At 38.2% G+C, this 13,599-nt stretch carries 13 protein-coding genes; 6 read left to right on the forward strand and 7 right to left on the reverse strand.

Annotated elements, in window-relative coordinates; translation table 11 throughout:
- Nucleotides 1-76: 76 nt before the first annotated feature.
- Nucleotides 77-583, reverse strand: a complete 507-nt coding sequence (locus tag KYH19_RS21980; RefSeq protein ID WP_219076786.1) for a DUF6702 family protein — start codon at nucleotides 581-583, stop codon at nucleotides 77-79.
- 188 nt (nucleotides 584-771) lie between these two features.
- Here KYH19_RS21980 and KYH19_RS21985 point away from each other — a divergent pair, with 188 nt between their 5' ends.
- The 5 genes from KYH19_RS21985 to KYH19_RS22005 all read left to right on the forward strand — a co-directional run bounded on the left by KYH19_RS21985 (nucleotide 772) and on the right by KYH19_RS22005 (nucleotide 6,873).
- Nucleotides 772-1,356 carry a HupE/UreJ family protein gene (locus KYH19_RS21985; protein WP_219076787.1) on the forward strand — a complete coding sequence of 195 codons (585 nt, stop codon included), beginning with the start codon at nucleotides 772-774 and terminating at the stop codon, nucleotides 1,354-1,356.
- A 10-nt stretch (nucleotides 1,357-1,366) separates the two neighbouring features.
- Nucleotides 1,367-3,739 (forward strand): M1 family metallopeptidase, encoded by a 2,373-nt coding sequence (locus KYH19_RS21990; RefSeq protein ID WP_219076788.1) that lies wholly within the window; start codon nucleotides 1,367-1,369, stop codon nucleotides 3,737-3,739.
- A gap of 370 nt (nucleotides 3,740-4,109) precedes the next feature.
- Nucleotides 4,110-6,152: an excinuclease ABC subunit UvrB gene (gene uvrB, locus KYH19_RS21995; protein WP_304622545.1), complete on the forward strand. Its 2,043-nt coding sequence runs from the start codon at nucleotides 4,110-4,112 to the stop codon at nucleotides 6,150-6,152.
- 143 nt (nucleotides 6,153-6,295) lie between these two features.
- Nucleotides 6,296-6,493 carry a YwbE family protein gene (locus KYH19_RS22000; protein ID WP_219076789.1) on the forward strand — a complete coding sequence of 66 codons (198 nt, stop codon included), beginning with the start codon at nucleotides 6,296-6,298 and terminating at the stop codon, nucleotides 6,491-6,493.
- A 128-nt stretch (nucleotides 6,494-6,621) separates the two neighbouring features.
- Nucleotides 6,622-6,873: a DUF4834 family protein gene (locus KYH19_RS22005; RefSeq protein WP_121285951.1), complete on the forward strand. Its 252-nt coding sequence runs from the start codon at nucleotides 6,622-6,624 to the stop codon at nucleotides 6,871-6,873.
- Between the two features lie 40 nt (nucleotides 6,874-6,913).
- On the opposite strand, the gene KYH19_RS24260 is transcribed toward KYH19_RS22005, so the two are convergent.
- The 6 genes from KYH19_RS24260 to KYH19_RS22030 all read right to left on the reverse strand — a co-directional run bounded on the left by KYH19_RS24260 (nucleotide 6,914) and on the right by KYH19_RS22030 (nucleotide 10,950).
- The gene (locus KYH19_RS24260; protein ID WP_255562493.1) at nucleotides 6,914-7,174 is read right to left on the reverse strand and encodes a hypothetical protein; all 261 of its coding nucleotides are present in this window, start codon (nucleotides 7,172-7,174) and stop codon (nucleotides 6,914-6,916) included.
- Nucleotides 7,164-7,352, reverse strand: a complete 189-nt coding sequence (locus KYH19_RS24265; RefSeq protein WP_255562494.1) for a hypothetical protein — start codon at nucleotides 7,350-7,352, stop codon at nucleotides 7,164-7,166. The genes KYH19_RS24260 and KYH19_RS24265 overlap by 11 nt, the downstream gene beginning before the upstream one ends.
- A gap of 26 nt (nucleotides 7,353-7,378) precedes the next feature.
- The gene (locus KYH19_RS22015; RefSeq protein WP_219076790.1) at nucleotides 7,379-8,302 is read right to left on the reverse strand and encodes a TIGR01777 family oxidoreductase; all 924 of its coding nucleotides are present in this window, start codon (nucleotides 8,300-8,302) and stop codon (nucleotides 7,379-7,381) included.
- 7 nt (nucleotides 8,303-8,309) lie between these two features.
- Nucleotides 8,310-9,125 carry a DUF393 domain-containing protein gene (locus KYH19_RS22020; RefSeq protein WP_219076791.1) on the reverse strand — a complete coding sequence of 272 codons (816 nt, stop codon included), beginning with the start codon at nucleotides 9,123-9,125 and terminating at the stop codon, nucleotides 8,310-8,312.
- A 171-nt stretch (nucleotides 9,126-9,296) separates the two neighbouring features.
- Nucleotides 9,297-9,803 (reverse strand): GbsR/MarR family transcriptional regulator, encoded by a 507-nt coding sequence (locus KYH19_RS22025; RefSeq protein ID WP_025142187.1) that lies wholly within the window; start codon nucleotides 9,801-9,803, stop codon nucleotides 9,297-9,299.
- Between the two features lie 46 nt (nucleotides 9,804-9,849).
- A complete protein-coding gene (locus KYH19_RS22030) occupies nucleotides 9,850-10,950 on the reverse strand; it encodes an alginate lyase family protein (protein WP_219076792.1) in 1,101 nt (366 codons plus the stop codon).
- A 129-nt stretch (nucleotides 10,951-11,079) separates the two neighbouring features.
- On the opposite strand from KYH19_RS22030, the gene KYH19_RS22035 reads away from it, so the two are divergent.
- Complete coding sequence (locus KYH19_RS22035) at nucleotides 11,080-13,575, forward strand: YfhO family protein (protein WP_219076793.1); 2,496 nt, start codon at nucleotides 11,080-11,082, stop codon at nucleotides 13,573-13,575.
- Nucleotides 13,576-13,599: the final 24 nt, after the last annotated feature.

Below are 13,599 nucleotides of genomic sequence, written 5' to 3' on the forward strand. Positions count from 1 at the left end.
ATTAACCTAACTAATATTAACCATTAAATTAACGGTAATTTAACACTAAATCATAATCTTAATACAAAAATTACAATCAAAAGTTTGCTATGAATTTCTTTTCAGGGAAAAGGATTTTGGTGCTTTTACGATTGCTACCTTTAACCACATGTACGATACTCATCTGATCATCAAACATATCGTATAAAATGGTGTCGTTAACCTCAACAGATTTTATAGCGGTAACTTTTTCAACTTCCAGGTAAATATTAGTGGCCTCATGGTCGATCTCAAATCCGATGTAGTTCATGGCAACAGCTTTGCCGTTGGCTTTTAGCTGTAAATGAGAAAGCAGGTATTTTTTTACCAGTTCATCCATTGCAGTTTTCATATTTGCATTGCTTAAATCGGTTTTCTGTTTGTATAATTTAGCTAAAATTGCCTCGAAATCGTCTGAAAAAATTTTACAGCTTATTTCTAAAGTTTTATCCTTTGCATTAAAGTTTACTTCAGTTGTGCTTACATGCAGTGGATGTTTTATACCAGCTTTAACAGAAAAAAAGGCACAGCACAAAAACAGCAGGGTATATTTTAATTTACGCATTATTTTTTGTTAAGAGAAAACAAAGTTAAGATTTAAAGCTAAAACCAAATAATTGGCTTAAATAACAGAAAAACAGTAACAAATTTAGGATTTATGCTTTTGTTTAAGGAATATCTAGGGTTTTTGCAATTAAAAATATAATTTTAACTATTGTAAACTATTTTAGCCCAATTTTAGCTTATTATTTCATGCCGTTACAAGATTTTATCTTTTACTTTAAATTGGGTTGGGAGCATATTATCAGTGCCGACGCTTTAGATCACCAGTTGTTTGTTTTAGTCCTGGTGGCTATTTACAGTTATGTCAATTTAAAGCAGGTACTTATATTGGTTACGGCTTTTACCATAGGCCACTCATTTACCTTACTTTTAAGCGTATTGGATATCATCAGGTTTGATAGTAAGTGGGTAGAGTTTTTGATTCCCTGTACCATTGTGATTACGGCGATCAGCAATTTGTTCAGAAAGAATTTCTCCTTAAAATCCATTAAGATCAATTACTTTTTGGCATTGGGTTTTGGATTGATCCATGGCATGGGTTTCGCTAATTCCATCAGGATTATGTTGGCAAAAGACCAGAACATTGGCTGGGGATTATTCGGCTTTAATGTAGGACTTGAGGCAGGACAGATTTTTATGGTAATTATCATTCTTTTAATTACTTTTCTAATTTTCAATTATACCCGCATAAAACGTATGAGTTGGGTTTTATTTATATCAGCAGCCGTATTTAGCCTGGCTTTAAAAATGGCTTTAGAACGAATTCCTTTTTAATAAACATATAATGAATAAACTATTTACTTTAACCGGCCTGTTATTCCTTTCTGGAAGTTTAGTTATGGCTCAAAATATTCAGAATAACCCTGGAAGCAACCACGGGAATAAGTTTGAGCAGTTGGGCACTATTTTGCCAACACCAAACGAACAACGCACAGCCAGTGGCGCACCGGGCGTTAAATACTGGCAGCAACGTGCCGATTATAACATTAAATGTGAACTGGATGAAAAAAACCTGTTGCTTACGGGATCTGAAACCGTAACCTATACCAACAATTCTCCTGATCCTCTAACTTATATCTGGCTGCAGCTTGATGAAAATGAGCATAGCACCGATAAAAATGCCAACTATCAGGATGTAACAAGAATGCCAACCGTAGGAAGTATCCAGTCTCTAGATGAGCTGAGTTCGAAAGCAAACAATGGCAATGGGATTAACATTTCAAAATTAACAGATGCTGCTGGCAAAAACCTAAAATATACGGTTAACAAAACCATGATGCGGATTGATTTACCAGTCGCTTTAAGAACCGGACAGAAATTTATCTTTAACATAGACTGGAACTACAAAATTACCGACAGGATGAGTGTTGGTGGGCGTGGTGGTTACGAGTTTTTCCCGGCAGATGGCAATTACCTGTTTACCATGACACAGTGGTACCCACGTTTGTGTGTTTACAGCGATTTTCAAGGCTGGCAAAACCACCAGTTTACAGGAAGAGGCGAGTTTGCTTTAACTTTTGGCGATTTTAAAGTACAGATGACTGTTCCTGCTGACCACCTAGTTGGTTCAACTGGCGAATGTATCAACTATAGCGCCGTTTTAACCCCTACGCAGTTAAGCAGGTACAATGCTGCAAAAACGGCGGCTGCACCTGTAGAGATTCAAACTTTGGCTGAAGCTAAAATAGCGGAAACCAAAAAATCAACTGCTAAAAAGACCTGGGTTTTCAATGCCAATAATGTTCGCGATTTTGCATGGACTTCTTCCCGTAAATTTATCTGGGATGCCATGCCACAAAAAATCCAGGCCAACAACAATACCGTAATGTGTATGAGTTTTTATGGGAAAGAAGCTTACAGCCTGTACAGTAAATTTTCTACTCGTGCAGTAGCACATACCATTAAAACCTATTCAGACTTTACCATTCCTTACCCTTACCCGGTTGCGCAAAGTATCGAAGCAGCCAATGGAATGGAATATCCGATGATTTGTTTTAACTATGGCCGTACCGATGTAGATGGAACTTATAGCGAAAGCACCAAAAATGGAATGCTTGGTGTAATTATCCATGAGGTTGGGCACAACTTTTTTCCGATGATTGTAAATAGTGACGAACGTCAATGGACCTGGATGGATGAAGGTTTGAACTCGTTTGTTGAATATTTAACCGAAGAGCTTTGGGATAACAAATTCCCAAGTAAAAAAGGGCCTGCCTTCACCATTGTCGATTATATGAAACTGCCTAAAGATGAGTTAGAGCCCATTATGACCAACTCTGAAAACATTGCACGTTTTGGCCCAAATGCTTATTCAAAGCCTGCTACAGGCCTGAATATACTTCGCGAAACCATTATGGGCAGGGAACTCTTCGATTACGCATTTAAAGAATATGCAAAAAGATGGGCATTTAAACATCCACAACCAGCAGATCTTTTCCGTACCATGGAAGATGCCAGTGGTGAAGATTTAGATTGGTTTTGGCGAGGTTGGTTTTATGGAACAGATCCATGCGACATTTCGTTAGACAGTGTGAAATTTGCTAAAGCAGACTTCCCTAAAGAACTTCCGGCGGCAAGATCAAGAATGATAAAAATTGATAAACCGATGGTTAATGCTTTTGAGGATATTTCAAAAATCAGAAACCGCGAAGACAAGAAAATTAGCTTTTATGTAGATAAAAATGCTGCTGCACAGGATTTTTATTATAAATACGATAGAGGAATGGTGACTGTAGATACTACAGTGGCTACTAAAACAACTCTTCCATTTTCTGCGGATGTTGTTCCGGAAGCAGAAAAAAGCAAGTACGATAATAAGTTCTTATACGAATTAAGTTTTAGCAATAAGGGAGGTTTAGTGATGCCGATTATTGTAGAATTTACCTATAAAGATGGTACAAAGGAACTTGACCGTATTCCGGCACAAATATGGAGACATAATGAATTGAAAACCTCTAAATTTTATGTAAAAGATAAAGAAGTGGCTTCTATTTTAATAGATCCTTTACTCGAAACTGCTGATATTGACACCTCAAATAATACATGGGGAGGCAAAGTAAAAGAAAGCAAGTTTAAGGCTTACAAAATGAAGGCAAGCACTACTGTAAGGGGTCAATCGGTTGGTAAAAACCCTATGCAGGCAGCTGCGGAGAAATAATAATTTTATCGTCATTTCGAGCAGACCGGATAGCTAGCTATCCGGTGCAAGCGCAGTTCAGAAATCTACCATAGATCTCTCCATTCCGCTGAGCTTCATCCATAGCTATCGGATCGAGATGACAACACTTATAAAAATCCCCGTTGAATTTTCTTCAACGGGGATTTTTTTATTATCAACCTAGTAAATCAAAAGTTAAACTTTCGATTTACTAGGTTGATAGCCATTTAAACGCTCTAAGCGTGATATTTGATTTTCGTCATAAATCATTTATATAATCTTAAAATTTTTATTAACCGCTCAATCTCCAACTTTCCTGACTTTCGCCTGTTTTACTGTTTAGTCCCTAAATCGTATATTTGATATACTCATGAAATTTAAAATCACCTCAGAATATCAACCTACCGGAGATCAGCCTAGTGCCATTAAACAGCTGGTGGATGGTGTAAATGCTAACGAACATTATCAAACCTTATTGGGCGTAACAGGATCTGGAAAAACGTTTACCGTGGCCAATGTAATTGAGCAGACCCAAAAGCCTACCTTGATTTTAAGTCACAATAAAACTTTGGCAGCACAGCTTTACGGAGAGTTCAAAAATTTCTTTCCCGAAAATTCGGTAAATTACTTTGTTTCTTATTACGATTATTATCAACCAGAGGCCTTTATCGCTTCGAGCAATACCTATATCGAAAAAGACCTTAGCATTAACGAGGAAATTGAGAAACTGCGTTTACGTACCACCTCATCGCTAATGAGCGGTAGGCGCGACATTATCGTGGTATCATCCATATCATGCATTTATGGTATGGGTAATCCGGAAGATTTTTCCCGGATGGTTTTCCGCTTCGGTGTAGGGCTTCGGATTTCGAGAAATGCATTTTTACATAGTTTGGTAGAGATTTTATACTCGCGTACTACAACCGAATTTAAAAGGGGAACTTTTAGGGTAAAGGGCGATACCGTAGATATTTATCCGGCCTATCTGGATCATGCCTACCGCATTTCTTTTTTCGGCGATGATATTGAAGAACTTTCGGCTATTGATCCCATTTCAGGCAAAACCCTGGAGAAACTTGAAGATATGGCCATTTATCCTGCCAACCTTTTCGTTACGCCAAAAGATAGATTCAATTCTTCGATTTGGGGAATACAGGAAGAGCTGGAAATTCGTAAGAACCAGTTAATTGCAGATCGGCATTTATTGGAAGCAAAACGTTTGGAAGAACGGACCAATTTCGATATTGAAATGATGAAAGAACTGGGCTATTGTTCAGGGATTGAAAACTATTCGCGTTTCTTTGATGGAAGGCAACCCGGTATGCGTCCTTTCTGTCTGCTGGATTATTTCCCTGAAGATTATTTAATGGTCATTGACGAAAGTCATGTTACCGTTCCGCAGATCAGGGCCATGTATGGCGGAGATAGATCGAGAAAATTATCTTTAGTTGAATATGGCTTCCGCTTGCCGGCTGCTCTTGATAACAGGCCTTTAAATTTCAACGAATTCGAAGCCCTTGCCCCGCAAACCATTTATGTAAGTGCTACACCTGCTGAATATGAATTAGAAAAATCAGAAGGCGTGGTGGTAGAGCAGGTAATCAGGCCAACCGGATTGTTAGATCCTGTTATAGAGATCAGACCTGCCATTAACCAGGTAGATGATCTTTTGGATGAAATAGACATTACCATAAAAGATGGCGGACGTATTCTGGTTACTACGCTAACAAAGCGCATGGCTGAAGAATTGACAAAATATCTTGATCGCCTAAACATTAAAACCAGGTACATCCACTCCGAAATTAAAACTTTAGAGCGGGTAGAAATTCTACGCGGTTTACGTTTAGGAGAATTTGACGTTTTAGTAGGTATTAACCTGCTACGTGAAGGTTTGGACTTACCCGAGGTTACTCTGGTTGCTATTTTAGATGCAGATAAAGAAGGTTTCTTACGGTCTGAAAAATCGCTGATCCAAACCATTGGCCGTGCAGCCCGTAATGATAAAGGACGTGTAATTATGTATGCTGATGGCATTACAGATAGTATGGAAAAAACCATCTCTGAAACGAACAGGCGTAGAGATATACAGATTGCATACAACCTTGAACATGGCATTACACCAAAAACTGTCGGGAAATCAAGAGAAGCAATTTTAGAACAAACATCGGTACTCGATTTCTCTCAAAAAGCAAGCGATAATAAAGCAAGGGCTTATGTGGAAAATGCAGAAATCAGTATTGCCGCAGATCCGATTGTGCAGTACATGGGTAAGGCCGAACTGCAAAGAGCAATTGATACTACCCGTAAGGATATGCAGAAAGCAGCAAAAGATATGGACTTTTTACAAGCTGCAAAGCTGCGCGACGAAATGTTTGCACTAGAGAAAATGTTTAACGAAAAGTTCGGCAAGTAATGATTTGGGTTTATAAATTGGTTTTTAGATCATTTAATTTAGAATTACTGGGTAAGAAACTGGGAATAGATTTTAGTAAATTACCTAAACATCCAAAATAATTATAGATTTTTGATGTTTTCATCATCAAACAATACAGCACAATGGACGGTCAAAACAGAAAGGACATTTATCCGGGATTAGCAGTCGGGATTATATTAAAGAAGGACCAGCGGTCTGGAAACATCACTTATGGTGTAGTGAAAGATTTGCTTACTTCATCGGCATTTCATTCCAGGGGGATAAAAGTGAGGCTTGAAGATGGGCAGGTTGGCCGTGTAGCGGAAATAGTTGAAGATTAATCGGCGATATTAAAACCTTTATAGCCTGATTTGCGTATTATATTTGTAATCGGATTGCAATTAAAGGCTAAAAAAGTAACAAAATAAATGTTACGACGTCTATATTTGTAACAACAGTAATTTAAAGAATGGCATTAGTAAAATTCATTTTCATCACAATATTGGTACTTTGGCTGATCAGAATGTTGATTAAGTTAATTCTGCCAATGCTGTTTAATAACCTGGCCAGCAAAATGCAGAGTCAGGCAACAGGGCAGCAGCAACAACAAAGACGGTCAAAACCTGAAGGTTCTATTTCAATAGATTATATGCCTCCAAAGCCTGATCAAAGTAAAACAGATAAACTCGGCGACTTCGTAGACTACGAAGAAGTGAAATAAAACTAAACCCTGAACTTGTTTCAGGGTTTTTTGTTAAAATTCAACGTGCCATTTCAGCCTGAAATTTGATTACCTTATTTCTTTTCTCAATGAGTTTCAACATATAATTTTTGAGAAATATTTTGTCTGCTAACCAGCCTAATAAGCCAAACGGTGCCTGAAACTCAAAAATATCAGTCATCTCTGTTTGAGTATCTATAAATTTAAACTGATGCTGGTGATGGAGTTTTTTTAAAGGTCCCTTAATCATCTCGTCAATGAAGAAAGTTGGATATTCCATCGCGATAATCTTATTGGTCATTTCGAACGGAATACCAAAATGCCTGGCACTCCAGGTCGATCAGACCACTATTTTTTCCGGCTATTGCTTTTTCTCCAGACGATTGCATTGACTGTAAATGAAGATCAATACTTCTAGCCAGATCAAAACAGCGCCCGATCGGTGCATTAATCAATGTTTTTAAGATAATTGTGGGCATATACGTTCGCTTTAGTTACAATTACCTTATCGTTTTCCGCTCAGGGCTGCCATTGCCTCATCAATCTTTCCATATTTAAAATCGAATCCACTATGTAGTAGCACTGCTGGCTTAACCCATCTGCTTTTTAAAATCAGTTCCGTTTCCGTTCCGATAATTTTTGCACCAATAGCCAATAGCCATGCTGGAGCAGGCAAGCCGAAATTGCGACCAAAGGCCTTTCTGATGCTGCGCATAAAAACATGGTTTTTAATCACTTCCGGTGCTGTGCAGTTTACAATTCCTTCAATTTCAGGGTGATCAAGGAGCCATCTTATACTACCTGCAGCATCCTCTTCGTGGATCCAGCTCATATACTGTTCGCCATTACCCTGTTTACCACCCATGCCCAATTTCACCAGGTTAAGTAAGCGCGGAAACGCCCCATCTTTCAGGCCTAAAACAATGCCCATTCTAAGGGCTATTTTTCGGGTATTGGGCGTGTCTGTTTCAAAAAAGCTATTTTCCCAGGCTTTGCAAACCTCAATAGAGAAACCTTCACCGATTTCGCCTGTTAACTCATCTTGTGCATGGTCTTCGGCATGGCGGTAAATGGTTGCAGAAGTAATATTGATCCAAAGTTTTGGCGGATTTTCCATTTCTCCGATCGCTCTGCCCAGTAAACGGGTGGGAATCAATCTTGAATCAAAAATTTCTTTTTTGTTTTTTTTAGTATACCTGCAGTTTACATTTTTACCGCAAAGGTTCACCAGGAGGTCAGCCCCTTGTAAGCTGTAGGCCCACTCACCCATATTTTTGCCATCCCATACCAACGTTTTAATATTGCCCGTTTCAGCTTGTGCTTTTCTGGACAGAATGATCACTTCATCAGCCAGGCTGCTAAAATATTTCGCTAATACATTGCCTAAATAACCATTTCCGCCGGCCAGTACAATTTTTCTGTATTTCATGATATGATTATAAAATTAAGATTAAACCCAAAACAATTAAGCGGTAAAGCGCCCAGGTAATGCTCATCAACCAACCTAGCTTTAATAATTTACTTCTACGGATATGTTCTAAAAACATCAATCCCGCAACCATTAAAAAGTATAACAGATAAAATAAGGGCAGAAAGCTGATGTATTTTGCCAGAATTATAATGGGCAAGAGCAAAAGTGAACCTGCGAAGGAAATGGTCATCATATTCCCTAAATAATCCCAAAGCTTTTCTTTTCTATAAAAATGAATGATTGCACCCTGGAAAAATAGCTGGCCTCCACAGATTAAGTATTCGCGGTACTTACTACCCAGTGGTACAAAACCGGTAAGCAGATGAGCATAATCTGTTAGTATATAAGCGGTAATAAACCAGGTTAAAAGAAAGAATGCGATGCGGTATTGAAGTTTAAAAGTTGGCTGTAAGGTGTTTTCTTTTACTGCAGCTGGTATAATTACTTTACGGTTGTAAGAAATAAATGCATAAAATTTACCCATCAGATAAACAAATGGACTAAACAAAAACAATGGCTTAAAAAAGGGCATAGCATGTGCAATAATTTTGAATAAACTCTGGATGCCGTAAGTAACTTCACCGGTTTCTGTATTAACCAGTGCAATTTCATTGGCAGCCCTTTGCCGGTCTACCAGCGGACAAATGTTTTGTGGCATTTCCTGGTAAGCCTCACGACCATCTTGAGCCAACATACCTGTTTTTACAAAGACCTTAGTATAGGCATAACACATGGGGCATTCATTGTCAAATAAAATTACATGGTTTTTAAGTGTTTTCATTTTATTTAAATTTTAATACTTTCAGTAAAATATGAAACTTTTGATTAAAAAATAAAGCCGAACAATAGGAAGGCTTTTTTTAAGGTCTAGGGTTTAAGGTGTAAGGCTTAGGGTAAATCTATCTTGATACTTGCTACATCTATCTTGCTACTCTTGTCTCCCCTTTCCAATCTATTTAAACACCTTCAACACCGAACCCCAGAACCAGCTTTCTTCTGCTTTAAGCATTGTTTCTAAAGTTTTATCTACGTTTCCGGCAAGTTTGTTAATGTCTTTTATCGATTTTTTGAAGGTAATAAACTCCGGATCTTTCTCATCGCCATTAACAGTAGAGAGTTCGTTCAAAATTTTTAAAACGGGTTCCAGTTCTCTTTTTTTACGCTCTTTAGCCACCTGCCTGGCAATATTCCAAACATCCTTATCCGCAAAAAAGTATTCTTTCCGCTCACCGGCCTTATGTTGTTTTTCAATCAATCCCCAACCAATCAGGTCGCGGAGGGTCATGTTCGCATTGCCCCTTGAAATACTGAGCTGCTCCATAATTTCTTCGGTGGTTAACGCTTCAGGCGAAATTAATAACAGCGCATGTACCTGGGCCATGGTGCGGTTAATTCCCCATTCTGAGCCTAATTTGCCCCAGGCTTCTATAAATTTTAATTTTGCTGCTGCTAATTCCATGTACAAATATAAAGTTATTTTTAAACTTTCAAAAATTATTGAAAGTTTATTTGTTTGAAGAATATTTGCTATCGCGTTGAATCTCATCCAGCACCATCTGCCAGTTAGCCTTATTGTTATTTACTTTTTTTAACAGATCAGCCTGTGTCCTATCGAAATAGACAGATAGTTTTAATACGGGCAAAGCCAGACTGGGTTTAAACATTGTCCCGGGAGCAAATCCAGGCTCATTGTTCCTGGCCCGGTCGCGGTCGAATTTAACGGTTGTGTTTACGTATTCTTCGTGTTGTTTTTCACCATTGATGTATGGGATCAGCCATTCTACAGATTTTTTGACCGAAGATCCTTTAGGCGACTCATAAGTATAAAAATTAGCCCCATTTGCCCTATCGATTATAATGGCCAGTTTTAACATAGGTTCCAGGTCATAAATGTGGTAATGCATCGCATCACGCTCTTTAAAATCCAAACTTGTTCCGTCGGGACATAAATTGATATTGATGTGGCTTTTTAAATTGTCTATGGCCCATCTGATCAAATCCTGATTATTTAAAGTATAACCGATTTCACCAACTTCTTTTAGGCGGTGCGCGTTCCAGTTGTTAATGGCAGTAGCCCTGCCCGCTTTCATCCGTTTGCTGTTAATTTCTGCCCAAGCCGTTTCGGTAAGCCATTGTTCAATCTGTTTTTTATCTGTACCTGGGATATCTTTTTTAATCAGATCGTAAGCTTCAATGGCCTTATCCAGATTGGTATCGTCAATAGGATCGCCATTTGGTTTATTAATTTTGGCCCATGCATCAAGAAATTCTACACATTTGTTTAAATATTTTTGATCATCGGTAATCCGGTATTGTAAGGCCAGTGCAAACATTTTGTTCATGTCTGCCAGGGCTAACCTGGTTTTTTCTTTTTTCGGATTTCCCTTTAATAATCCTTCAGTCCGGATGGTATCAATTGGGTTTGGTTGCGCAGTTAAATAATTTAATGCCGATTTTGCAAAGCCCAGGTATAGTTTTTGGGTTTTTCCGTCATTTTTGATCTGCGTTTTTAGCTTTTTGATTTCATCATTATTTAAACTGACCAGCTGCGAAAACGAAGAAAAAGATAATAAAGCAAGAGCAGCTGTAATGACAAACTTTCTCATAATAAATAGGTTGAATTTTTATTCTTTATTGCAAATCTAATTTTTTATTCAGCATGCATTTAATTTATTGCTTTTTTATACCGCCCAATTTTTTATTTTTGACATTCGTTTAAACTTAAACAAACCTTAATGAATAACTGGTTTAATAAAAATGGCATTCACTTAGCCATTATTGCATTTTTTGTAGTCATCACTTTTGCCTACTTCAGTCCTGTTTTGCAGGGTAAAGCACCACAGCAGGGCGATGTTTTGCAGGCGAAGGCCATGCAAAAAGAAATTATGGATATTAAGGCGAAAGATGGTAAAGGCCCACTTTGGACCAATCAAATGTTCGGTGGTATGCCAGCTTATCAAATTTGGGTACAGTATCCTCTTAACATTACAACGTACGGTATCGATGTAATTAAAGGTATTTTTCCTGATCCTGTTGGAACAGTTTTGTTATACCTTTTAGGCGCATACTTACTATTTTGTGTATTAAAAATAAACCCCTGGCTTGCTGCTGCGGGGGCAATCGCTTTTGCATTTACATCTTATAATTTTATCATTATTGCAGCTGGGCATAGCAATAAGGCATTAGCGATTGGCTTTTTTGCGCCTATTTTAGCTGCCATTATTCTCACATTAAGAGGCCGGTATTTGGTTGGTGGGAGTTTGCTGGCGCTTTTTATGGCTTTAGAGATCCGCTCTAACCACATCCAAATGACCTATTATTTATTTATAGCGTTGTTTATTTTGGGCTGTATAGAGCTTTATCACGCCTTTAAAGCAAAACAGCTTCCGGCATTTGGTAAATCTGTTGCTTATATTGTTGCAGGTATTTTCTTATCAGTTCTGGTAAATGCAGGTACCCTGTGGACAACCTATGAGTATGGCAAAGAAACCATTCGTGGAAAATCTAATTTAACTACCGATAAAGCCGAACCCGCAAATGGTTTGGATAAAGCATATGCTTATCAGTGGAGCCAGGGTATTGGAGAGAGTTTCTCCTTTCTAATCCCAAATATTTATGGCGGTGCAAGCAGTGTTGATGAAATAATCAAACCTGAAAGCAATACCTATAAAGCAGTAGAGAAAAATCTTCAGGGTGTAGATCCGCGTCAGGCCATTGGTTATGTTGCACAGAATTTGGGCACTAACCAGTATTGGGGTAATAAACCAGGTACATCTGGTCCATATTATTTCGGAGCAATCATTTGTTTATTGTTCGTTTTCGGCTTGTTTATTGTAAAACACCGTTGGAAATGGTGGATCTTGGGAACCAGTATTTTGTTATTGTTCTTATCATTCGGACAAAACCTACCATTTATATCTGATATCTTTTTTGATTACCTACCAGGTTACAACAAATTCAGGGCAGTTGAATCTATTTTAGCTGTTGTTGGCTTCTTGGTTCCTTTATTGGCAATCTTGGCCATTAAAGAAGCACAGGATGGTAAGTATGATCAAAAATATTTAGTGCAGCGTTTAACTTGGTCGGCGGGTATTACCGGCGGTTTCGCATTAATTATTGCTGTGATCCCTACAGCGTTCTTCAGCTTTACGCAGGCCAACCAACCACAGGTTTTAGACGCTTTAACACAAACCTTACAAAATAACCGCGCTGCGGCAATGGAAATTTTAAATGGCATTGTTGCTGATCGTGTAGCTTTGGCCCGTGCCGATGCTTTACGTTCGTTATTGTTTATTGCGTTAGGTTTTGGTATTACCTGGGCTTTTATCACCAAGAAGATGAACATGCAATTGGCTTTTGGTTTGTTGGCTTTGTTTGTCCTGATCGATTTATGGCAGGTTGACCGTCGTTATTTGAACAACCAAAATTTTGTAAGCAAATCTGATTTAGATAACCACTACCAGCCAAGGGATGTAGATAATTTTATCTCGGCCGATAAAGATCCAAACTTTAGGGTTTTCGATATGTCATTAGGTGATCCGTTTAAAAGTGCTGAAACTTCTTATTTCCACAAAACCGTTGGTGGTTTCCACTCGGCGAGATTAAAACGTTTCCAGGAACTGGTAGATAACCAATTAACAAAAAGCATTAACCAAGATGTGTTGGATATGTTAAATACCAAGTACATCATTACACAGGATCCGCAAAACGGATCGTATAAAATGCAGCGTAACGCAACGGCTGCGGGTAATGCCTGGTTTGTACAAAGTGTTCAGTTTGCTAAAAACGCTGACGAAGAAATGAAAGCAATCAGCAGTTTTGATGCGAAGAAAGAGGCGATTGTTGACGAAAGCTTCAAGAATTCAATTGACACCAAACGTTTAGGAACTGGCCAGGAAGGTTTTATTAAATTAACGAACTATAATCCTGATCATTTAACTTACGAATATTCAACCGCTAAAGACGTGATTGCCGTATTTTCTGAGATTTATTATGATAAAGGATGGAAAATGTATATCGACGGTGTTGAGAAGCCATACTTCAGGGCCGATTATGTTTTACGTGCAGCGCAGTTAGAGGCAGGTAACCATAAACTTGAGTTTATTTTCCACCCAACATCGTATTATACCGGAGAGAAGATCTCTTTGGCAGGATCGATCTTGTTATTAGCCGGATTGGGCTTTGGATTTTATTCAGAAGAAAAGAAGAAAAAGAAAGTGGTTAAAGCTTAATATTTCTTTAAATGGATTTCCGCC

Origin of the sequence: Pedobacter sp. D749 (assembly GCF_019317285.1) — a bacterium.
Classification (GTDB): domain Bacteria; phylum Bacteroidota; class Bacteroidia; order Sphingobacteriales; family Sphingobacteriaceae; genus Pedobacter.